Below are 21,035 nucleotides of genomic sequence, written 5' to 3'. Positions count from 1 at the left end.
CTCAATCCCTGGCTGGCCGAATCCGCCAGAACCCCAGGCTCCAGGGCATCAGCAACCAGGGATCCCCTCCAGACGCCTGGGTACGCAACAGCGGTTGATCCAGGCCGTCCAGGCGCTCGAGCAGGTGCCAGGCGCTGCCGAGCTCCAGACGGCGGCGGGCAGGGGAACAGTTCTGCACGGTGAGCACCACGGCTCCGCCCTCTCCTGACGGCCGGCAGCCCAGCAGCAGCAGCCCCTCGCCCAGGGGAGGAAAAGCCTGACGCCGCCCAGGCCGGCCCTGGGCCACCGCCGGACGCAGCCAGAAGGGCTCGCGGAAAGCCACGGCCTGCTGGGGCACTTGGGCGGGGCTCCAGCCGGAGGAGCAGGGCAGCAAGGCCAGGCGCAGGCGCTGAAAGCCGTTGTCGGCGCCGGGATCGGGCCAGGTGGGGGCCCGCAGCAGCGAGATCCCCAACTGCTCCGGGCAAGCCGACACACCCTGGGGCCCGTCGAGCAACACCGCCAAGCCCTCACCGCCAGCCGCCACCGAGGCCAGCCAACTGATCGCCGGCACCTCCCAGCGGGCCTGCTCCCGGGCCGTCACGGCCTGGGCGGGCCGCTCCAGCACACCGCCGGAGGTGTCGGCGGCCCAGCGCTGGGCAGGCTGGGCCAGGGGCACCTCCAGACGCAGCAGCTCATGGCGCTGGCGCCAATCGACGCTCAGCACCAGCTCCAGCCAGGGGGTATTGGCCAGCAACCGCCCCTCGAGCCGCCCCGCACTGGCACCGCAGCGCCCCCGCCACAGAAAACTGGTGCAGAGCGGCCCCTGTTCCAGCCAGATCGGCTCACCCTGCCAAGCCCAGGCCAGCGGATGGTCGCGGTAGTTGGCGGCGATATCCCAGGCATCCCAGAACTCGCCCCGATCGGCGTAGCGCCGCCAGGCCAGGGGGCCCGCCAGCTGGGGCTGACCCGCGCCATCCCAGAGCTGCTCCAGGCCCCCCGGACCCAGCGCAAAGCTCACCAGACCATTGCCGCAACGCCAGCCCTCCACCCACACCGGCGCCTCTACCGCAGCTGCGGGCGCCGCTCTGCGCTCCAGGGGCAGGGCTTCCACCCCCGCCAGGGCGGGCAGCTGCAGCCACTGGCCACCGGCCCAGGCCGCCTGGGCCGGCAGGCCGATGCCGCCATGGCTCCAGGCGCCCGGCGGCATCCGCAAGGTGCGGGCCCGGGCCGGCAGGGGCTGCAGCTGGGCGACCCACCAGTCCGGTCCGCCCCCCAGCCAGGTGTGCAGGGCGCGATCCCGCTGCCGGCAGGCATTGCGGCGGGCCGCGCGCCACTGAGGCTCGGCCTGCTCAAACACCTCCGGAATCGAAGTGCCGGGGAGGATGTCGTGGAACTGCTGAAACAGCAGCGGCCGCCAGTCGGCAGGCTCCGCTGAGCCGCCCACAGCACCGCCCGCCAGGGCCCCTGACGCGCCGGCCAGAGCCTGAGCCAGATCCCCCTCCCGCAGCAGGCGCTCCAGGGTGCGGTTGTGGCGCTTCTGGTCTGGCCGTGAGGTGGCGCAGCCGCGGTGCAGCTCGAGATAGAGCTCATCGCGCCACACCGGCAGCCGGGGGGCTAAGGGCTCAAGCGCGGCCAGATAGGTACGAAGGCTGCCGTGGTGCTGCGGCGCGGCCTCTGGTTGGTGCTGCCAGAGCTCCAGCTGCTCGAGCATTTCGGCCGTGGGGCCACCGCCGTGATCGCCGACCCCCGGCAACCAAAGTGCCTGATCCACGCCACTCGCCCCCTCCCAAGCCAGCCGATAGCGCTCCATCGCCACCGGATCCCCGTCGGTGCCGATCGGTGCGGTCATCAAGGCCAGCACCTCGGATCCGCAGCGGCTGCGCCAGCGAAACAGCCGGTGGGGGAACGGATTGGTGGCGTTCCAGAAGAGTTTGTGGGTGCAAAACCAGCGCACACCGGTGCTGTGGGCAACTGCGGGCAGGCCAGCCGCAAACCCGAAGCTGTCGGGCAGCCAGGCCAGCGGATGCTCCAGCCCAGGAAACCTGGCAGCGCTGTCGTGCTGGCCCAGCTGAAACTGGCGCAGCAGCGAGGCGCCGCTGATCAGCACGCAGTCGGTCTCAACCCAGGGGCCATTGATCGGCTCGAAGCGGCCGGCGGCCACCGCATGCTGCAGCCGGGTAAACAGGGCCGGCCTGTTCTGCTCCAGCCAGGCGTAAAGGGCCGGAGTGGAATGGCCGAAGTGCAGGTGCTCGAAGCGCTCGATCAGATCGAGGGCTGAGGCGAACGTGCGCTCGGCGGCCTGCCAGGTGTCGGCCACCGGCCACAGCCAGGCCAGATCCAGATGGGCATGGCCGAGCACATGGAAGCCGCCCGCCAGCGGCTGCCCCGCCCGCATCTGGGCCAGCTCAGCCTTGGTCTCGGCCAGCAGGGCCGCAGGATCGGCCGGATCCAGAGGTTCGAGTTCCAGCCGGCTTTCGATCAGGGCGCCGTCGTCGTGCAGGGGGCTGCGCAGCCGCAGCTCGAGCTGCAGCACCTCTCCTTGCCACCAGCTCTCGGGCAACAGCCAGCGGCAGGCCGTGTCAAACAGGTCGCCGGCATGCACGGGCTGGCCGTTCACCCGCAACTCCACCTGGTCGGCCCACCAGCGCAGCACCAGTCGCGCCTGGGCCACCGGCGCCGGAGCCTGCAGCTGCCGCCAGTCCTGTGGGCAAGCCAGATCCAGGGTCAGCTGCCGCCACTGGCCGCCGCGAGGCCAGATCACCAGCCCCCGGGCCGCCCAATCGGGCCGATGCCGCGCCCCCCAGGGGTCATCCAGGGCAGGCCCCAGGGAGCCATCCGCCTGGTGGCAGCTCCAAAGTGGCTGCAGATCCCAACGGGAACGAGACGGAGGCGAACGTGACTGAAACGTTTCAATCCGCAGGGGCAGCCCTGGTGCAGGGGCCTCAGGCATCGTTGGATGGCAAGCCGAGTCCCATAGGATGATCCCGCTGCCGCGGGGTCGACCAGGCCCACCAAGGCGCCTGTCACTCCCTGTCACCCGCTCGCCGTTCCCCAAGGCCGAACCATGCTCGCCCTCAAGATCTCGGTTTATTCGGTCGTCTTCTTCTTTATCGGGATCTTCGTGTTCGGCTTCCTGGCCAGTGACCCCAGCCGCACCCCGAGCCGCAAGGACCTCGAAGACTGACCCTGCAACGGACGGACGATCAAATCCCTATGGGATGATCGCGGCCATCGGGTGATCGGCGCGGGAACAGTGGCAGACATGCGTTCCCGACATTCCCGTACTGGCCAGCTTCACCAGCGGTTCTGGGCTCGATGATCCGGGTTTTGTGTCTCAGCCTCAAGGCCGGGTTCCGGCCTGGCCAATTCTGCTGGCAGCGGGCGTCGGCAGTCCTTCCAGCCCTGCTGCTGCCGGCCCTGTTCAGTCCGGCCACCCTGGCGGCCGAAGAACTCCGAGACCCAGGCGAGCGCTCCATTCCCGCGGCGCCCACCACCCCAGCCACGCAGGCCTCCGGCGTTGTGGTGGTTCGGGCCGACCAGCAGGGCTACGACCAGCAGCTCGGCCGGTTCGTGGCCAGCGGAAACGTTGAAGCCCGGTTCAATGGCTGGCGCCTCCTGGCCGATCGGGTGGAGCTGGCGGAAAGCAGCCGCAGCGTCTACGCCTCTGGCCAGATTCGTCTCAGCAAAGGCGATCAATACCTGCAGGCGAGCCGTCTGCGCTACAGCGACTGGGAAGGCAGTGGCGAGATTGAGGATGTCTATGGCGTCATCGACCAGGACACCCTCGCCCGGGATGTCAACAGCCCTGAAGCAGCCCCTGGCGCCACAGCCCCAGGTCCGGCCTTCGCCTGCCCGCCGCTGAGTGCCAGCCCCAATGCCCGATCACTGGTGCGGCTTTTGCCGCCCGGTCGCATCAGCCAGCCCACCATGCCGGCTCCAGCCGGCTGCCCAGGCAGCGAGCTCTCCCAGCGGGTTTTGCCCCTGAATCGGGCGCTGGAATCGGTGGCTTTTGGCCCCCCCCAGGCGGGTGGGCCTCCCAACCCTGAGCCGATCCCATCCTCTACCGCCCTGCCTCCGACAGCTCTGGATCTGGATCGCCCCGCCGCGGTCGATTCCCGCCTGGCCAACGTGAGGTTCCAGCAGAGCTGGAGCACCAGCATCAAGGTCGACCTAGCGGCCGTGATCGACACCACCGATTCGCTCAACAGCAACGGCCAGGGCTACCGACCGACTTCCAACAAAGGCGGCACGATCAGCCGCATCCGCTTCCAGGGCTCCCAGATCCGAATTCGGGGCAACCGCTGGACAGCCGAGGCGATGGCCTTCACCAATGATCCCTTCACCCCGGCCGGCTCGTGGAGCCTGGCGCGCAAGGTGGTGGCCGTGATGGATGAGCGGGGTGTCACCCGCATCAGCAGCCGCAGCACCCAGATCCTGCTCGACGGCAAAGTTTCCCTGCCGGCCATCACCAACACCACCATTGGCGAAGAGGAAGCTCGATTTGCCATCGATACCGACAAAGACGATCGCGATGGCTTTTACATCGGCTACAACCTGGAGCCGATCAAACTGGGGCGGGGCGGCAGCCTGCAACTGCAACCGCAACTGATGGTGCAGCGGGCCCTGGAAGGCCGCACCAGCAGCTTCGTGCTGCCGGGCGAGAGCCTGGCCAGCCCCACCGTTGAACAGTCAGCCACATTCGGCGACATGTTCGGCCTGCTCGCCGCCCTCAACCTGCCCATGGGCTGGGTCTCCCTTGATGCCGACGCCAGCCTATCCACGTTCAATCCTGACAATTTCCGCTCCGGCACCCGCAGCATCACGCGCCTGAGCGCTCCCCTGAGTCTTCCTGGCCACGACAGTGCCAGTGCTGCCCTGTTTGGCTCTTACCGCGAACGCATCTACAACGGCAGCCTGGGATTGCAGACCGTGGCGTATTCCTACGGAGCCAATCTTGCCGGCACGGCAGTTTTTAATCGTCCCAAACCAGCCGCAACTGGCAATGGCGATTCAGCCGAGCAGCCGATACCCAGTCAAACCAAGGGTCCATTTTTTACGCCTGTCGTCTTGAACTGGGCCGCCCAATCGGGCAACTACCAAGCGACACTCTTTGAGACCAACACCCTGGACACCCTCTGGCGCAGCTACGCCAATCTGGCGATCGGCACCACCCTGCAGCTTTGGCAGGGAAGCGCTCTTGACGCCAGCGACGACCCGAAACGGGGCCTCCGCTACGCACCCAGCCCGGTGGTTCCCGGCCTAGGCGTCGACTTCGGGGCCAGTGGCTACCTGGCCAGTTACAGCAACGGCTCCAACCAGAGCACCCTCACCCTCCGGGGCGGCCCCAGCTTCACCCTCGGCCAGTTTGACAAGCCCTTCCTGGATTACACCCGCTTCTCCGCCTCCATCGCGGGCACCTTCCTGGGCGGAGGCAGTCCCTTCGGCTTCGATCGAACGGTGGACCTGCGCACCCTCAGTTTCCAAGCCGCCCAACAGATCTACGGGCCTTTGGTGGTCGAGGCCGGCGCCACCTTCAACATCGACAACGGCTCAGAGTTCTACGGCGATGTTTCCTATTCCTATGTGGAAGTGAAGCTGCAGCGCCGCTCCTACGAGCTCGGGGTGTATTACAGCCCCTACGACGGCATCGGCGGCATCCGCGTCAAGCTCAACGACTTCAATTTCACGGGCACCGGCACCCCCTTCGTGCCCCGGCCTAGAAACCGTTGAGATAAGGGAGGGCCGCGGCGGTGCGCTCCAGGTGGGCGCCATGGGCCAACAGCTGGGAGGTGGCATCCCACTGCCCGGTGAGCAACATCTGCCGAGGACCAGCCTGGAGCTCGAGCTCCCAAAGGCGCCCATCGGGGGCCTCCAGGGCGGGGGGATCCAGCGACAGCCGCAACTCCTGATCGGGCACGGCGGCCAGCGCCGCCTGCAGGCTCAGCACCACGTCGTGGGCGGCGGTGAAGCAGGGAATGCCCAGGGCCAGACAGTTGCCATAAAAGATCTCGGCAAAGCTCTCGCCCACCACGGCACGAATGCCCCAGCGCATCAAGGCCTGGGGGGCATGCTCGCGGCTGGAGCCGCAGCCGAAGTTGCGGTTCACCACCAGCAACGAAGCCCCCTGCACCTCGGAACGATCAAAGGGATGGGGGCCGGTCGGGGCCGCGGCCAGTTCGACCCGATCGTCGGCGAACACCTGCTCACCCAGGCCATCAAAGGTGACGCACTTGAGAAAACGGGCTGGGATGATCCGGTCGGTGTCGATGTCATCGCCAGCAACGACCACGGCACGGCCGTGGAGCCCGGTAATGGGGCCCATGGGGAACGAGGGGCTGCTCATGGCTGCGGACACGGCGTGATCAGGGGGCAAGGAATCAGGGGGAAGCGGAGCGGAACGCGCGGGGATCGGCTCAGGCCGGCAGCAGCTCACGCACGTCGCGCACTTGGCCGGCGATGGCCGCAGCGGCCACCATCGCCGGACTCATCAGCAGGGTGCGGCCCGTCGCCGAACCCTGACGGCCTTTGAAGTTGCGGTTGCTGGAGCTGGCGCTGATCTGACGGCCTTCAAGCCGGTCGGGGTTCATGGCCAGACACATCGAACAGCCGGGCTCGCGCCACTCGAAGCCGGCGGCGATGAACACCTGGTCGAGGCCCTCCGCTTCCGCCGCGGCCGCCACCTGTTCACTGCCCGGCACCACAAAAGCCTTGATGCCCGGAGCCACATGCCGGCCCTTGGCCACCGCCGCCGCCGCCTGCAGGTCGGAGAGGCGGCCATTGGTGCAGCTGCCGATGAAGCACACATCCACCGGCGTGCCGGCGATCGGCGCCCCGGGCTGCAGGTCCATGTAGCGGTAGGCCTCCTCAGCCAGGGGGCGCTCATCGGGGGCGATGTGCTCCAGGGTGGGCACGGCTTCATCCACGCCGATGCCCTGGCCCGGGGTGATGCCCCAGGTCACCGTGGGGGCGATGGAGGCCGCATCGAAACGCACCTCATCGTCAAACACAGCCTCAGGGCCGCTGGCCAAGCTGCTCCACCAGGCCATGGCCCGCTCCCAGGCCTCGCCGCTGGGGGCATAGGGGCGGCCCTGGAGATAGGCGAAGGTGACTGCATCGGGGTTGACATAGCCGCAGCGGGCGCCGCCCTCGATCGCCATGTTGCAGAGGGTCATGCGCTCCTCCATCGACAGGGCGTCGATGGCCGGGCCCGCGAATTCATAGGCGTAGCCCACGCCGCCCTTCACGCCCAGGGTGCGGATCACATGCAGCACCAGATCCTTGGCATAAACGCCCGGCTGCAGCTGGCCATCCACCCAGATGCGCCGCACCTTGAGCTTGCCCATCGACAGGCTCTGGCTGGCCAACACATCGCGCACCTGGCTGGTGCCGATGCCGAAGGCGATCGCGCCGAAGGCGCCGTGGGTGGAGGTGTGGGAATCGCCGCAGGCGACAGTCATGCCCGGCTGGGTGAGGCCCAGCTCGGGGGCGATCACGTGCACGATCCCCTGGCGGCCGCTGCCCAGGCCGTGCAGGGTGATGCCGTGCTCAGCGCAGTTGGCCTCCAGGGTGCCGAGCATCTCCTCAGCCAGGGGATCAGCGAAGGGCCGCGCCTGGGACGTGGTGGGCACGATGTGATCCACCGTGGCCACGGTGCGCTCGGGATGGCGCACGCCGAGGCCCAGATCCTTCAGGGCGGCAAACGCCTGGGGGCTGGTCACCTCATGGATCAGGTGCAGACCGATGAACAGCTGGGTGGAGCCGCCGGGCAGCTCAGCCACCTGATGCAGATCCCAGACCTTGTCGTAGAGGGTGCCGGCGCTCACGGATGACCCGTTCGACTGACGAACCAGCCTAGAGCTGCACCCCGGGCCCCATTCGCCTCAGATCCGGCTGCCGCGCGCCCCAAAACCCTCTCTATGACTGAGATGTCACGGACGACACGAGCCGCGGCCCCTCTCCGTCCGCGCAAGCGATGCGAATTGCCCAGATTTCCCCGCTCTGCGAGAGCATCCCGCCCCGGCGCTACGGCGGCACCGAACGGGTGGTGCATTACCTCACCGAAGAGCTGGTGCGGCGTGGCCACGCCGTGGTGCTGTTCGCCAGCGGCGATTCCCGCACCAGCGCCGAGCTGTTCCCCTGCGTGCCCGAGGCCCTGCGCCTGGCGGGTTACAGCGGCGACCCCACCGTGCCGGAACTGATCCAGTTGGACCAGTTGATGGATCAGCTCGATCGCTTCGACGTGCTGCACTTCCACACCGGAGCAAGCCACTACCCCCTAGTGCGGCAGCTGCCGGTGCCCCACCTCAACACCCTGCATGGCCCCCTGACCGCCCCCGACCGCGCCCAGCTGTACCGGCGGTTCCACCAGCTGCCTCTGGTGTCGATCTCGGAAGCGCAGCGCCAACCCCTGCCCGAGGCCCACTGGCTGGCCACCGTGTACCACGGCCTGCCCCTGGATCTCTATCAACCGGTGCGTGAGCCCGACGACTACCTGGCCTTTGTGGGACGCATCTCGCCAGAAAAACGCCTCGACCGGGCCATCGCCGTCGCCGGCCAGCTGGGCCTGCCGCTGAAGGTGGCCGCCAAGATCGATAGCTGTGATGCGCCCTACTACCGCGACCACATCGCGGGCCTGATCGAAGGCAATCCCCTGGTGGAGTTCATCGGCGAGGTTGACGACGCCGGCAAGCAGGAGTTGCTGGGCAATGCCCTCGCCCTGCTGTTCCCGATCGATTGGGCGGAGCCCTTCGGGCTGGTGATGATCGAAGCCAACGCCTGTGGCACCCCCGTGATTGCCTGGCGCAACGGCTCCACACCGGAGGTGATCCGACCCGGCCTCAACGGCGTGCTGGTCGACTCAATCGCCGAGGCCGTGGCTGCCGTGCGCCAACTCGACCAGCTCGATCGCCGTGCGGTGCGACGCGACTTCGAGCAGCGCTTCAGCGTGACCCGCCAGGCCGAGCAGTACGAACAGCTCTACCGCCGCCTGATCGACGTCCACGACGACCCGCCAGCCCAGGACGGTCACCGTTCCCTGCACAGCCCCTGCCCACCCCGCGACCCCCTGCTTCATGCCGCATGACGTGCTCCCCCCGTTCGTGCTGAAGAACGGGGAAACCTTCGCGATGCTCGATGCCCGGGGCGAGATCCACCCCGACACCCATGCGGACTCAGGGGTCTTTCACAGGGGCACGCGCCACGTCAGCCGACTGGAATGGCGGCTGCGGGGCCGCGCTGGAGCGGTGCTGAGCTCCACCGAACGGGGGGAACTGGGGCTGCAGGTGAGCCATCTCAGCAACGACGACGAAACCGTGCATCTGGAGCGAAGCACGGTGCTCACGCCGACGGCCTTTCTGCAGCAACTCACCTTCACCAGCTTTGCCCAAACGTCGTTGCAGGTGCCGATCACGCTGCACTTCGACGCCGACTTTCGCGACATCTTCGAAGTGAGGGGCTACCAGCGACCGGAGCGTGGCCGCACCGTGCGCACCTGCACCCCCGAGGGACTCGAAGCGGTGTACCGCGGGCTCGACAACAGCGATCGCTGCACCCTGGTGCGGCTGAGCGGCCCTGTGCAGGAGGTGGACGAAGCCTGCCTGCAGCTGAGCCTGCAACTGGAGCCCCGCCGCCCGCGGCGGCTCTGCCTGGTGCTCGACTTCCATCCCGATGGCAACCGCCAGCCACCTACACCGGAGGCGGCGTTTGATGCGGCCCTGGAAGCCGCGGTGGATCGCTTCCGCGAGGCCAGCCGGCTGGCCGCCAGCGTCACCAGCGACAACCCTGCCTTCAACTGCTGGATCGCCCGCTCCACCTCGGATGTGCACCTGCTCTCCAGCCAGCTGGACCATGGCCTGTACCCCTACGCCGGGGTGCCCTGGTTCAGTTGTCCGTTCGGGCGCGATGGCCTGATCACGGCCCGGCAACTGCTGCTGTTCGAACCCCGGCTGGCCCGTGGCGTGCTGGGGTTTCTGGCGGAGCACCAGGCCCGCCATGCCGACCCCGCCAGCGATGCGGAACCCGGCAAGGTGCTGCATGAGGCGCGGCTGGGGGAAATGGCCGCCCTGGGCGAGGTGCCCTTTGCCCACTACTTCGGCAGCGTCGATGCCACGCCGTTGTTTCTGATCCTGGCGGGCGACTACCTGATGCGCAGTGGCGATCAGGCCTTCATCCGCGAGCTGCGCGGCGCCCTGGACGGGGCGATGGCCTGGATCCGCGCTGCCGAGAGCAGCGCTACCGATGGCTTCCTGCGCTACCAGAGAACAGCACAGGGGGGTCTGCGCAACCAGGGCTGGAAGGATTCCGACGATGCCATTCACCACGCCGATGGTCGTCTGGCGGAGGGGTCGATCGCCCTCTGCGAGGTGCAGGCCTACAGCTATGGGGCCCGCCGAGCCATGGCCCACATCCAGCGGCTGTTCGGCCACGATGCCGAAGCGGAGCGGTTGCTGCAGGAGGCCCGCCAGCTGCAGCGCCACTTCCACGGCGCCTTCTGGTGCGAGCGGATCGGCTCCTATGCCCTGGCCCTCGACGGCCAGGGCGAGGCCTGCGAGGTGCGTGCCTCCAATGCCGGCCACTGCCTCTGGACCGGCCTGGCCAGCAAGACCGCTGCCAGCGCGATCGCCCGACAGCTGATGGCCCCCAGCAGCTTCAACGGCTGGGGGATTCGCACCCTGGACGAGGGTGAAGCCCGCTACAACCCGATGAGCTACCACAACGGCTCGGTGTGGCCCCACGACAACGCGCTGATCGCGCTGGGGCTGGCCCGCTATGGCCACACCCCGGAGGCCATGCGGGTGCTGATGGGCCTGTTCGACACCGCCCAGGCCATGCCGCTGCAGCGCCTGCCGGAACTGTTCTGCGGCTTCCCGCGCCAGTCCGACGAGGGGCCGACCCACTACCCGGTGGCCTGCAGCCCCCAGACCTGGGCCAGTGGCAGCTTGTTTGGGCTGCTCGAGGCCATCACCGGCATGGGGATCGGCCACAACCCCGACAGCGGTCGCGTGGAGGTGTTGTTCCGCAATCCGGTGCTACCGGAGCGGATCAACCTGCTGGAGATCCACGGGCTGCGGCTGGGCGAGGAGGAGATCGACCTGCAGCTGCACCGGGGCGAGCTGGACACGGGCGTGCTGGTGAAGCGCCGCACGAGCGGCGTGGATGTTGTGATTCACAAGTGAATGTTGTGGTTCACAAGTAAGCGTCGTGGGTCACCAGCAGGCGTGAACGCAGGCGATGGAGCGCTTCACCGGCCGTGAGCCGCTGGATCCAGGCGCGTCCGCGGCTCGATCCGAAGCGCACCCCCTCGCTGCTGCAGCCATCGGGGCCAGCGATGGCCAGATGAACCAGCCCCACCGGCTTCTCGGCGCTGCCACCAGCGGGGCCGGCGATGCCGGTCACGGCAATCGCCCAGGTGGCCCCGGTGGCCCGGCGGGCGCCCTCGGCCATGGCCATCGCCACCGGATCGCTCACGGCACCGTGGCTCTCGAGCAGCGCCGCCGGCACCCCCAGCAGCCCCTGCTTGACCCCGTTGGCATAGGCGATCACCCCGCCCAGAAACACATCGGACGCCCCCGGCACCGCCGCCAGGGACGCGCCGAGCCCTCCGCCGGTGCAGCTCTCCGCCACTGCCAGGGTCTCGCCCCGCCGCCGCAGCTGCTCCAGCACCACCGAAGCCAGGGAATCGTCGTCGGCACCAAAGCAGGCCGCGCCGGTGCGGGCGCGGATCTCGGCCTCCAGCGGCACCAGCAGCGCCTCGGCCTCAGCCGTGCTGGTGGCCCGGGCGGTGAGCCGCAGCTTCACCTCGCCGGCGCCGGCATAGGGAGCCACGGTGGGGTTGGCCTGCTCCAGCAGATCGGCCACCTGATCGGCCAGGGTCGATTCAGCCACGCCCCAGAAGCGCAGCATGCGGCTGGCAAACACCCCCTCGGCCAGACCAGCGGCACGCAACCAGGGTGCGGCAGTGGCCTGCCACATCGCCTCCATCTCGCTGGGCACCCCAGGGAAGGTGAGCACCGTGAAACCGGGCTGGATCCCCGCTCCAGCGGGCGGGGTCCAGATCATCCCCGGCGCCGTGCCGGTGGGATTGGGCAACACTTGAGCCCCCTGGGGGAGAAAGGCCTGCTGGCGGTTGCTGGGGGAGCACACCCGCCCGCGGGCAGCGATGCGGGCCTGGATCTCCGCCCAGATGTCGGGGTGCTCCACTAGGGGCGTGTCGAAGGCGGCCGCCAGGGTCGCGGTGGTGAGGTCGTCGGGCGTGGGGCCGAGCCCACCGGTGGTGATCAACACCCGGCAGCGGCCGGCCGCCTCTCGCACCGCCAAGATCAGGCGCTCGCGGTTGTCGCCCACCACGCTCTGGCGGTGATGGGGAATGCCCAGGGCCGCCAGCTGCTCCGCCAGCCAGCGGGCATTGCCATTGGTGATGTTGCCCAGCAACAGCTCGGTGCCGATGCAGAGGATCTCGGCGCTCACGACCTCAGCGCTCCGAGCTGGCTGCTGGCCGTTGCAGGGTCCGGCGCGTGGTCACCAGCACCCAGATCAACACCGCGGTAGCCAAGGCCAGCCAGAGAAAGCGCATCTCGGCATTCACCAGCACCAGCGCCAGCGACGCCAGCCATTGGGTGAAGGCATAGATCACCAGCACCGTGCGCCGGTGGCTCAGGCCCGTGCGCAGCAGGCGGTGGTGCAGGTGACGCCGGTCGGGATAGAAAGGGGAGTGGCCCTCGCTGAGGCGCCCCATGATCACCGCCGACATGTCGGCCAGCGGCAGCGACAGGATCAGCAGGGGCAGCAGCAGGCTGACGCTGGTGAGCCCCTTGGCCGGGCCAACGATGCTGATCGCGGCCAGGGCAAAACCGAGGAAATAGGAGCCGCCATCGCCCATGAAGATGCGGGCGGGGTTGAAGTTGTGGCGCAGGAAGCCCAGGCAGCTGCCGGCGAGTGCCGCGGCCAGTAGGCCAGCGGCCGGCTGGTGCAGGCTGAAGCTCACCGAGAGCAGGCCAATCGCGGCGATGCCGCTCACGCCAGCCGCCAGGCCATCGAGCCCATCCAGCCAGTTGATCGCATTGGTGATGCCCACCAGCCAGATCAAGGTGGCCAACAGGCTCAACCAGTCGGGCAGGGGTAGCTGCAGATCCGCCCCCCCGAGCCAGCCCATCGGCAACTCGATGCTGCCGATCCGCACCCCCTCGTTCCACACCAGCATCGAAATCGCCAACTGGCCGCCGAGCCGGGGCAGGGGCGGTAGGGCGAACAGGTCGTCGGCCAGACCGATCAGGAAAAAACAGAGGGCCCCGGCCAGGGTGGTCCAGATCAACTGGTCTTTTTCGGCGGCCAGATCGGCAAAGCCCCCAAACACCCAGGTGAGGCCCAGGGCCAGGCTGAAGGCCACCACGATGCCCACCCCACCGAGCCGCACCATCGGCGTGGTGTGCTGCTTGCGGGGGTCGGGTGCATCCACCAGCCCCCAACGCAGCCCCAGGTACCGCACCAGCGGGACCACCAGAGCCGTGCACAAGGCCGCCACCGCGAAAGTCAGCAGGGCGGCCGCGTTAGGGCTGTAGGCGAGGGTCACAGGGCCAGACCGAAGGAAGCCGGGGGGCGGCCTTTGGGGCCCACCTTACGGGTGTATGCCGGGATCAGGCGTGCTGCAGCTGACGCTGCGCATCGGCGAGTTCGCCGTAGAGCGGAAAGCGCTCACACAACGCTGCCACCCGCTCGCGGCAGCGCAGCTCGATGGAGCTGTCTTCGGGGTTGAGCAGGCGATCGGCGATCACATCGGCCACCTCGCGGAAAGCAGCCTCGTCGAAACCGCGGGTGGTGCAAGCGGCCGTGCCGAGGCGCAGGCCACTGGTCACAAACGGCGACTGGGGATCAAAGGGCACCGTGTTCTTGTTGGCGGTGATGTGCACATCGCTCACCAGCAGGTCGGCCACCTTGCCGGTCATGGCGATGCTGCGCAGATCGAGCAACACGATGTGGTTGTCGGTGCCACCGCTGACCACGGCGATGCCGCGCTCCTGGATGCGGGCCGCCAGGGCCTGGGCGTTGGCCACCACCTGCTGGCTGTAGGCCTTGAAGGAGGGCTGCAACGCCTCGCCAAAGGCCACCGCTTTGGCGGCGATCACGTGCTCGAGCGGGCCGCCCTGGCTGCCGGGGAACACGGCCTTGTCGAACTGCTTGCCGAACTCGGCATCGCGGCAGAGGACGAGGCCGCCGCGGGGTCCGCGCATGGTCTTGTGGGTGGTGGTGGTGACCACATCACAGACAGGCACAGGGTTGGGATGCACGCCGGCAGCCACCAGGCCGGCGATGTGGGCTATGTCGGCCAGCAAAACCGCGCCCACCTCATCGGCGATGGCGCGGAAGGCCTGGAAATCAATGGTGCGCGGGTAGGCGGAGTAGCCGCACACGATCAATTTGGGCTTGTGCTCCAGGGCCAGCTGCTGGATCGTGTCGAAGTTGAGCTGCTGGGTGTCGGGATCCACGCCGTAGTGCACGGCCTTGAACCACTTGCCGCTCACGTTCACCGGCGAGCCGTGGGTGAGGTGGCCGCCGTGGCTGAGGTCCATGCCGAGGATCGTGTCGCCGGGCTGCAGCAGCGCCAGAAACACCGCAAAGTTGGCCTGGGCGCCGCTGTGGGGCTGCACGTTGGCCCAGGCGGCACCAAACAGCTCCTTGGCCCGCGCGATCGCCAGCTCCTCGATGGCATCCACGTGCTCGCAGCCGCCGTAGTAGCGCTTAGCGGGAAGGCCCTCGGCGTACTTGTTGGTGAGCACCGAGCCCTGGGCCTCCATCACGGCGCGGGAGGCAAAGTTTTCCGAAGCGATCAGCTCGAGATGGGTTTGCTGGCGCTCCAGCTCCTTGGCAATCAGCGCGGCGATGGCAGGATCACCGGCGGCGAGGGACTGGTTCAGGGCAGCACCGCCGGAATGGGCCATGGTGAAGGGTTCGTTCGTACGACGATCGTAAAGAAGCACTCCCAAAGCCGAGCGAAGGGCACAAAAAAACCGCCCGGAAGCGGTTGTGAAAAGAAGCGCGCCTGGAGAGATTCGAACTCCCGACCCTCTGATCCGTAGTCAGATGCTCTAATCCGCTGAGCTACAAGCGCATGGGTCCATTTTCACCGCACGGAGGGCCCATCCGTCAATCAACCTGCCATCCGCCGCCCTCCCCCGCCACTCCGCCCATGCCCATCCGCTGGTACGGCCCCGCCAACCCCGAAGACCCCACCTACAGGCACTTCGAGCGGATCGTGAATCTCACGCTCCACGCCGCCTTATTTGCTGCCCTCAACAGCGGCCTGTGGGTCGTGCAGGAACTGCGCCACCCCTGGGACCACCTCAACTGGCTCACCCTCAGCTGGCTGGCGGTGCTGCTGGTGCACATTGGAACGGTGATCGCCCTGCGCCCGAGCCCCGAAGCCAGAAGCCCCGAGCCATCCGACAAACCCTGAGCCATGACCCTCAACGCCGCTGATCTCAAGGAGCTCGAACTGGCCCTGGCCGATCGCCTGTACCTGCAGGTGGCGGGTTGGCATCTCTACCTCGGCGATGCCGGCCTGGCCCAGACTCTGGCCATCGAATGTGCCGGCCGCCTCGACCAGGGGGCTGGCGTGTGCGCGCGTCAGGCGCTTGAAGCGGTGCAGGTGCCCATCGGTGGCGGGCCGACGCGCCTGCCCCTGGCGCGGTTGGTGCCGGCCGGCCAGCTGCGCGATCTCGAAGAGGTGCTGGAGCCGTTTTGCCGATAAGGTTGCGCCACCTGGCGACGGGCTGTGCTGGTCATTGAGGTCACCAACGCCCGCGACGTGGTGCGCCAACGCATGGGTCGCCTGGGCGGGCGCCTGATCGGCAAGGTGGTGGATGCCGAGGCCCAGGTGGAGAAGGCCCTGATCCAGGAACTCGAAACCGCCTTCAAGGAGTTCGGCATCGAAGCCCGCATCTTTTCGGTGGATGGGCCCCAGATGCTGGGCCGTTCGCACCTGGAAATCCCCGTGCAGGTGCGGGCCGAGCGGGAGGTCCGCCTGGATCCTTAGCGCGGCGCGCCAAGCCGCGGAAGCCTGCCGCGCAGCTGGGCCATCAAATCGCTGACCTCAGGCACCCCAGCCCAGCTGGCCAGCAGGCCATAGACCAGCAGCCCCAGGCCTCCGGCAAAGCCGCACTCCAGCAGCCGGCCCCAGAGGTGCTGCGGCCAGGCCACCCCGATCGCCAGAGCCCAGGCCGCCAGTCCCGCCAGCAGAGCTGATCCCAGCAGCAGCAGGCTGTCGCGACCCCACAGCCGCAATGGCAGCCCGCCCAGCCGCCGCTGCAGGGCCAGCAGCAGCCCGCCGCAGGTGATCAGGTTCACCGCCACGGTGGCCAGCACCAAGCCCGGCGCGCCGAAGTTGAGGGCCGGCAGCTGCAGCCCCCAGGGAGTGGGCCCGCCCACCAGCAACCAGTCAAAGATCACGTTCAGGCCGATGCCAGCCACCGAGAAGCGGAAAGGCGTGGTGCCATCGCCCATGGCGTAGAACACCCGCACCAGCACATCCCGCCCCAGATAGGCCGGCATGCCCACGCCGTAGGCCATCAGCAGCCCGCCCACCAGGGCGGCGGCGCTGGCGTTGAAAGCCCCCCGCTCATAGATCAGCGCCACGATCGGACCGGCCAGGGCCACCATCAGCGCCCCCAGGGGCAGCATCGAGGCACTGGAGAGCATCAAGCCCTGGCGGATGCGGCCGATCAGCTCAGGGCGATCGGCCGGAGCCGTGAGCCGGGCGAACACCGGCAGCAGGGGCACCAGCAGGGCGTTGGAGAGCAGGCCCAGGGGCGTCTGCACCAGCAGGTTGGCGTAGCCCAGGCCAGCCGCCGCCCCCACGATTCCCGAGGCGAAGAACAGATCGGTGAACACGTTGATCTGCAACATGCCCGAAGAAAGCGTGGCTGGGCCCATCACCTGCAACACCTCCTGCACGCCGGGGTGCTTCCAGTCCCACACCAGCTGAAACCTGTGCAACCCCTGCTTGGCCAGGGCCGGCAGCTGAATCAGCCACTGGAACACCGCCCCCAGCAGCGTGGTGCCGGCCAGCACGGCGCCGCCCACCATGGCGTATTCGGGCAAGGCGATCGCCGGGCCCAGCTGCCACCACAGGATCCCCAGCCCGGCGATCACCGCCACGCTGGAGAGCAGCGGGCTCACCGAAGGCAACCAAAACTCATCGGCGGCATTCAGCGCCCCGAAACCCAAACCGATCAAACCGGCAAACAAGGCCATCGGCGCCATCCAGCGCAGCTCCAGCACAGCCACCTCGTGGCGCACAGCATCGAGACCCGGGCCCACCAGGGTGATCAGCGGATCGGCAAAAACGAACAGCAGCACGGTGACGCCAATCAGCGCCGCACCCACCAGGGTGTTGATCGCGGCCAGCACGTGGGCACCCTCGGCACGGGGCCGGCGCGCCAGCACGCTCACCATGGCGCTGTGGAAAGGACCATTGATCCCACCCAGCAGGATCAGCAGAAAGCCGGGCAGCACATAGGCGTAGTTGTAGGCGTCGTAAGCAATGCCCACGCCAAAGGCGGCGGCGATCACCTGCTGGCGCACCAAGCCCGCCACCTTGCTGAGGGCGGTGGCCACCGCCACGATCAGGGCAATGCGCCGCAGGGACTTCGCCATCCAGAGGGGCCCTGGGCCCTGGGAGTTGAGCGGCAGTATGGCTGGCTTGCACCGCTGCAACCCAGCCCACCCGCCATGGCCACCCCCGTGCTCAGCCTCGACCCGCTGGTGGAGGGCACCCTGGTGAAGCGGTACAAACGCTTCCTGGCCGATGTGGAGCTGGAGAACGGCGAGGTGGTGACGGCCCACTGCCCCAACACCGGTCCCATGACCGGCGTGCTCCATCCCGGCGGCCGGGTGCGGCTGCGCCATGCCCCCTCGCCGAGCCGCAAGCTGGCCTGGACCTGGGAGCAGGCCGAGGTGCAGGGCGCCGCGGGAGAGCCGATCTGGGTGGGCATCAATACAGCCCTGCCCAACCGGCTGGTGCGGGCCACGATCGAAGCCGGCTGCCTGGAGCCCTGGCTGGGCCCGATCGCAAGCATTCGGGCGGAGGTGCCCTACGGCGAAGGGCGCCGCAGCCGCATCGACCTGCTGCTCACCCCGGCCGATGGCGCCGCCGATCCCCGACCGATCTACCTGGAGGTCAAGAACACCACCTGGACCCATGGCGAGTTGGGCCTGTTCCCCGACACCGTGACCGAGCGGGGCCAGAAACATCTCTTGGAGTTGATGGCCCTGCTGCCCGCGAGCCGGGCCGTGCTGGTGCCCTGCCTGAGCCGCAGCGACGTGACGCGCTTTGCCCCTGGCGACGCGGCCGATCCGCGCTACGGCGTCCTGTTTCGCCAGGCCCTGGACGCCGGCGTGGAGGTGCTGCCCTGCCGTTACTGCTTCACGGCCAGCACGGTGAGCTGGCAGGGGCTGGCCAGCGTGGAACGACAAGGCCCCGCCGGCCGCCCATAGAGTCGGAGCCCCAAGCTCCGGCTGTTGTGGATACCCGCGCCTTCAAACGCTCCCTGCACCACTCGGAGCGCTACAACCGCCGCGGCTTCGGCCTGGGCGACGAGGTGGCCGGCAGCCTGGAGAAGGCGTATCAAAGCGATCTGATCGCCAAACTGCGCGACAACGGCTACACCCTGCAGCGCGGTCGGCTCACCGTGCGGCTGGCCGAAGCCTTTGGCTTCTGCTGGGGGGTGGAGCGAGCCGTGGCCATGGCCTACGAAACCCGCCGCCACTACCCCACCGAGCGGATCTGGATCACCAATGAAATCATCCACAACCCCTCGGTGAACGATCACCTGCGCGAGATGAACGTGCTGTTCATCTCCGTGGAAGACGGCGTGAAGGACTTCTCCGAGGTGGCCAGCGGCGATGTGGTGATCCTGCCGGCCTTCGGCGCCACCGTTCAGGAGATGCAACTGCTCAATGAGCGCGGCTGTCACATCGTCGACACCACCTGCCCCTGGGTCTCCAAGGTGTGGAACACGGTGGAGAAGCACAAGAAGCACGCCTTCACCTCGATCATTCACGGCAAGGTGAAGCACGAGGAAACCCTGGCCACCAGCAGCTTCGCCGGCACCTACCTGGTGGTGCTCGACCTGGCCGAGGCCCAGATGGTGAGCGACTACATCCTCGGCAAGGGGGATCGTGAGGCCTTCATGCAGCGCTTCGCCAAAGCCTGCTCCCCCGGCTTCGATCCCGACCGCGACCTGATCCGGGTGGGGGTGGCCAACCAGACCACCATGCTCAAGAGTGAAACCGAGGAGATTGGCCGCCTGTTCGAGCGCACCATGCTGCAGCGCTTCGGCCCCACCGAGCTCAACGAGCACTTCCTGGCCTTCAACACCATCTGCGACGCCACCCAGGAGCGCCAGGACGCCATCTTCGCCCTGGTGGATGAACCGCTGGATCTGATGGTCGTGATCGGGGGCTACAACTCCTCCAACACCACCCACCTGCAGGAGATCGCCGTCAGCCGGGGCATCCGCTCCTTCCACATCGACACCCCTGAGCGCATCGGGCCCGGCAACCGGATCGAGCACATGCCCCTAGGCGGCGAATTGGAAACTGAGCTGCCCTTCCTGCCCGAGGGCCCGATCCGGGTGGGCATCACCTCCGGAGCCTCCACCCCAGATCGGGTGGTGGAAGACGTCATTGAGCGGCTGATCGAACTCTGCGCCGCGTGAGTCCGGCCCGTGGGTGTCCGGGTGTCACAGCAGGCCCCGAAAGGTCGCTGCAGTGGCTTTACATTGATTAAAGATCGAGCGGATCCGTCTTCGGCGGGTCCATCGCCAGGAGTCGCCGCTGTTGTCTTTGCTGTTGTCGACCGCACCGCTGGACATGGACCTGACTCCGGCCGACGACAGCCCGGCGACGAGAGCCGTGAGCGCGTCCCCGTTGCTGCGCCACAGCGATGATTCCCGGGTGCGGCGCTACGCCAGTGCCTTCGCCGACGTGATGGAAATGCGGGCCAGCGCGCCCGTGGTCGCCCACTACCTGGATCACCACGAGGGCTGGTTCCGTCGCTGCGCTGCGCCGATGACCGTGCAGCCCCTGGGCTGCCAGGGCTACGCCCTGACGCTTGGCACCTTTGGCAACTTCGGCTTTGAAGTGGAGCCCACCATCGGCCTGGAACTGCTGCCCCAGGACCAGGGGCTCTACCGAATCCTCACGGTGCCGAACCACGGCGGCGATCCCGCCCTGGACGGTCTCTACGACGTCGAGTTCAACGCCTCACTGCGCCTCGACGAGGCCGACGATTCTCGGCCGCTGACCCTGGTGCGCTGGGAACTCGACCTCTGCGTCTGGATCCGCCTGCCAGGGGTGATCACCCTGCTGCCCGACGGGCTGGTGCAGTCGAGCGGCGACCACCTGCTGAAGCAGATCGTGCGACAGATCTCCCGGAAACTCACCTGGAAGGTGCAGGAAGACTTTCACGCCAGCCACAACCTCGACTGCCCGCCCCGGCGGTACGCCCAGTTCTGAGGGCTCAGGCGGACTGAAGGCTCAGGCGGGTCTGTTCTCCCAGATCTTGTTGAGGATCTGCAGTCCGCTCACGGCCTGCCAGAGAAACAGGGTCATCATCGCCATATTCAGGCCCACATGGGCCTTGCGGGCAATCAGGTTGCCCTGCTGCATCAACGGGGTGAGCGCCACGGCCAGGGCGATCAGGCAGGTCATGCCGATGCCCACCAGCAGGTGGGGCCCCACAAACAACTTGCCGTTGTTCAGGTAGGTGACGGCCATGCCGCCGAAGGTGCCCAGCACCATCAGCACCAGGATCAGGCTGCCGATCTGGAAATGGCGCTTGGCGAACTGGCCCTTGATCAGGGTCTTGCGGGTTTCAGCGTCGGCGGTGCGGGTTTTCTTGGCCTTGATACCCAGGAACATCCCGTAGCCCGACAGGGCCAGCAGACCACCCATCAGCAGGGGATGGAGAAAGTTGAGGTTGTAAGCGAGCGCTTCAGGCATGGCGTCGGAGGGGGCTGGCGATGGGCACCGGCGATGAAAACCGGGAGCTGGGCAGAGCGGTG

18 protein-coding genes and 1 tRNA gene are annotated in these 21,035 nt (G+C 67.9%); 10 read left to right on the top strand and 9 right to left on the bottom strand.

The annotated features are described in order from the left end of the window. Window position 1: 1 nt before the first annotated feature. Window positions 2-2,929, bottom strand: a complete 2,928-nt coding sequence (locus CJZ78_RS01725) for an alpha-mannosidase (RefSeq protein ID WP_094559146.1) — start codon at window positions 2,927-2,929, stop codon at window positions 2-4. A gap of 114 nt (window positions 2,930-3,043) precedes the next feature. On the opposite strand from CJZ78_RS01725, the gene CJZ78_RS01720 reads away from it, so the two are divergent. Then, window positions 3,044-3,163 (top strand): photosystem II reaction center protein I, encoded by a 120-nt coding sequence (locus tag CJZ78_RS01720; RefSeq protein WP_006172424.1) that lies wholly within the window; start codon window positions 3,044-3,046, stop codon window positions 3,161-3,163. Window positions 3,164-3,294: 131 nt separating this feature from the next. Further along, window positions 3,295-5,709, top strand: coding sequence for a DUF3769 domain-containing protein (locus CJZ78_RS01715; protein ID WP_094559145.1), 2,415 nt, complete (start codon window positions 3,295-3,297; stop codon window positions 5,707-5,709). On the opposite strand, the gene CJZ78_RS01710 is transcribed toward CJZ78_RS01715, so the two are convergent. Both CJZ78_RS01710 and leuC read right to left on the bottom strand, forming a co-directional pair. Further along, window positions 5,696-6,322 (bottom strand): 3-isopropylmalate dehydratase small subunit 2, encoded by a 627-nt coding sequence (locus tag CJZ78_RS01710; RefSeq protein ID WP_094559144.1) that lies wholly within the window; start codon window positions 6,320-6,322, stop codon window positions 5,696-5,698. The two genes, CJZ78_RS01715 and CJZ78_RS01710, sit on opposite strands and share 14 nt — an antisense overlap. 70 nt (window positions 6,323-6,392) lie before the next feature. Next, window positions 6,393-7,802: a 3-isopropylmalate dehydratase large subunit gene (gene leuC, locus CJZ78_RS01705; RefSeq protein ID WP_094559143.1), complete on the bottom strand. Its 1,410-nt coding sequence runs from the start codon at window positions 7,800-7,802 to the stop codon at window positions 6,393-6,395. 149 nt (window positions 7,803-7,951) lie between these two features. On the opposite strand from leuC, the gene CJZ78_RS01700 reads away from it, so the two are divergent. Both CJZ78_RS01700 and CJZ78_RS01695 read left to right on the top strand, forming a co-directional pair. Further along, window positions 7,952-9,061 carry a glycosyltransferase family 4 protein gene (locus CJZ78_RS01700; RefSeq protein WP_094559142.1) on the top strand — a complete coding sequence of 370 codons (1,110 nt, stop codon included), beginning with the start codon at window positions 7,952-7,954 and terminating at the stop codon, window positions 9,059-9,061. Between the two features lies 1 nt (window position 9,062). Continuing rightward, window positions 9,063-11,153 (top strand): glycogen debranching N-terminal domain-containing protein, encoded by a 2,091-nt coding sequence (locus CJZ78_RS01695; protein WP_233128399.1) that lies wholly within the window; start codon window positions 9,063-9,065, stop codon window positions 11,151-11,153. A 10-nt stretch (window positions 11,154-11,163) separates the two neighbouring features. On the opposite strand, the gene CJZ78_RS01690 is transcribed toward CJZ78_RS01695, so the two are convergent. From CJZ78_RS01690 to CJZ78_RS01675, 4 genes are all read right to left on the bottom strand, one after another. Beyond that, window positions 11,164-12,444 (bottom strand): competence/damage-inducible protein A, encoded by a 1,281-nt coding sequence (locus CJZ78_RS01690; protein ID WP_094559140.1) that lies wholly within the window; start codon window positions 12,442-12,444, stop codon window positions 11,164-11,166. 4 nt (window positions 12,445-12,448) lie between these two features. Then, a complete protein-coding gene (locus tag CJZ78_RS01685) occupies window positions 12,449-13,546 on the bottom strand; it encodes a glycosyltransferase family 4 protein (protein ID WP_094559139.1) in 1,098 nt (365 codons plus the stop codon). Window positions 13,547-13,610: 64 nt separating this feature from the next. Continuing rightward, window positions 13,611-14,912: a serine hydroxymethyltransferase gene (glyA, locus tag CJZ78_RS01680; RefSeq protein ID WP_094559138.1), complete on the bottom strand. Its 1,302-nt coding sequence runs from the start codon at window positions 14,910-14,912 to the stop codon at window positions 13,611-13,613. Window positions 14,913-15,008: 96 nt separating this feature from the next. Further along, a tRNA-Arg gene (locus CJZ78_RS01675) sits at window positions 15,009-15,082 on the bottom strand. Window positions 15,083-15,160: 78 nt separating this feature from the next. On the opposite strand from CJZ78_RS01675, the gene CJZ78_RS01670 reads away from it, so the two are divergent. Genes CJZ78_RS01670 through CJZ78_RS01660 form a run of 3 tightly spaced genes read left to right on the top strand, consistent with a single transcriptional unit; the run spans window position 15,161 to window position 16,006 of the window. After that, complete coding sequence (locus CJZ78_RS01670; RefSeq protein ID WP_094559137.1) at window positions 15,161-15,427, top strand: hypothetical protein; 267 nt, start codon at window positions 15,161-15,163, stop codon at window positions 15,425-15,427. A gap of 3 nt (window positions 15,428-15,430) precedes the next feature. After that, complete coding sequence (locus CJZ78_RS01665) at window positions 15,431-15,721, top strand: DUF3181 family protein (protein ID WP_094559136.1); 291 nt, start codon at window positions 15,431-15,433, stop codon at window positions 15,719-15,721. Window positions 15,722-15,745: 24 nt separating this feature from the next. After that, on the top strand, window positions 15,746-16,006 hold the full coding sequence (locus tag CJZ78_RS01660; RefSeq protein WP_094559135.1) for a cytochrome-c oxidase: 261 nt from the start codon (window positions 15,746-15,748) through the stop codon (window positions 16,004-16,006). Here CJZ78_RS01660 and murJ read toward each other — a convergent pair. Next, window positions 16,003-17,625 carry a murein biosynthesis integral membrane protein MurJ gene (gene murJ, locus CJZ78_RS01655; protein WP_094559234.1) on the bottom strand — a complete coding sequence of 541 codons (1,623 nt, stop codon included), beginning with the start codon at window positions 17,623-17,625 and terminating at the stop codon, window positions 16,003-16,005. The genes CJZ78_RS01660 and murJ overlap by 4 nt on opposite strands. Before the next feature lie 75 nt (window positions 17,626-17,700). Between murJ and sfsA the strand changes: the two genes are divergently transcribed. The 3 genes from sfsA (at window position 17,701) to CJZ78_RS01640 (ending at window position 20,487) form a co-directional block, all read left to right on the top strand. Further along, window positions 17,701-18,465 carry a DNA/RNA nuclease SfsA gene (gene sfsA / locus CJZ78_RS01650; RefSeq protein WP_094559134.1) on the top strand — a complete coding sequence of 255 codons (765 nt, stop codon included), beginning with the start codon at window positions 17,701-17,703 and terminating at the stop codon, window positions 18,463-18,465. 26 nt (window positions 18,466-18,491) lie between these two features. Then, window positions 18,492-19,688 (top strand): 4-hydroxy-3-methylbut-2-enyl diphosphate reductase, encoded by a 1,197-nt coding sequence (locus tag CJZ78_RS01645; protein WP_094559133.1) that lies wholly within the window; start codon window positions 18,492-18,494, stop codon window positions 19,686-19,688. A gap of 154 nt (window positions 19,689-19,842) precedes the next feature. Further along, complete coding sequence (locus CJZ78_RS01640; RefSeq protein WP_094559132.1) at window positions 19,843-20,487, top strand: DUF1997 domain-containing protein; 645 nt, start codon at window positions 19,843-19,845, stop codon at window positions 20,485-20,487. 21 nt (window positions 20,488-20,508) lie between these two features. On the opposite strand, the gene CJZ78_RS01635 is transcribed toward CJZ78_RS01640, so the two are convergent. Continuing rightward, a complete protein-coding gene (locus CJZ78_RS01635; protein WP_094559131.1) occupies window positions 20,509-20,973 on the bottom strand; it encodes a DUF4079 domain-containing protein in 465 nt (154 codons plus the stop codon). Window positions 20,974-21,035 lie beyond the last annotated feature (62 nt).

The organism is Synechococcus sp. 8F6 (genome assembly GCF_002252665.1).
Lineage (GTDB): Bacteria > Cyanobacteriota > Cyanobacteriia > PCC-6307 > Cyanobiaceae > Cyanobium_A.
The sequence above is the reverse complement of the archived record's forward strand: the minus strand, read 5'-3'. Positions and strand labels throughout refer to the sequence as shown.

What these genes read in the sequence shown, in the direction of transcription:
- CJZ78_RS01725 (WP_094559146.1), bottom strand. Translation starts at nt 2,929, where the DNA reads ATGCCTGAGGCCCCTGCACCAGGGCTGCCCCTGCGGATTGAAACGTTT.
- CJZ78_RS01720 (WP_006172424.1), top strand. Translation starts at nt 3,044, where the DNA reads ATGCTCGCCCTCAAGATCTCGGTTTATTCGGTCGTCTTCTTCTTTATC.
- CJZ78_RS01715 (WP_094559145.1), top strand. Translation starts at nt 3,295, where the DNA reads ATGATCCGGGTTTTGTGTCTCAGCCTCAAGGCCGGGTTCCGGCCTGGC.
- CJZ78_RS01710 (WP_094559144.1), bottom strand. Translation starts at nt 6,322, where the DNA reads ATGAGCAGCCCCTCGTTCCCCATGGGCCCCATTACCGGGCTCCACGGC.
- CJZ78_RS01700 (WP_094559142.1), top strand. Translation starts at nt 7,952, where the DNA reads ATGCGAATTGCCCAGATTTCCCCGCTCTGCGAGAGCATCCCGCCCCGG.
- glyA (WP_094559138.1), bottom strand. Translation starts at nt 14,912, where the DNA reads ATGGCCCATTCCGGCGGTGCTGCCCTGAACCAGTCCCTCGCCGCCGGT.
- CJZ78_RS01670 (WP_094559137.1), top strand. Translation starts at nt 15,161, where the DNA reads ATGCCCATCCGCTGGTACGGCCCCGCCAACCCCGAAGACCCCACCTAC.
- CJZ78_RS01665 (WP_094559136.1), top strand. Translation starts at nt 15,431, where the DNA reads ATGACCCTCAACGCCGCTGATCTCAAGGAGCTCGAACTGGCCCTGGCC.
- murJ (WP_094559234.1), bottom strand. Translation starts at nt 17,625, where the DNA reads ATGGCGAAGTCCCTGCGGCGCATTGCCCTGATCGTGGCGGTGGCCACC.
- sfsA (WP_094559134.1), top strand. Translation starts at nt 17,701, where the DNA reads ATGGCCACCCCCGTGCTCAGCCTCGACCCGCTGGTGGAGGGCACCCTG.
- CJZ78_RS01640 (WP_094559132.1), top strand. Translation starts at nt 19,843, where the DNA reads ATGGACCTGACTCCGGCCGACGACAGCCCGGCGACGAGAGCCGTGAGC.
- CJZ78_RS01635 (WP_094559131.1), bottom strand. Translation starts at nt 20,973, where the DNA reads ATGCCTGAAGCGCTCGCTTACAACCTCAACTTTCTCCATCCCCTGCTG.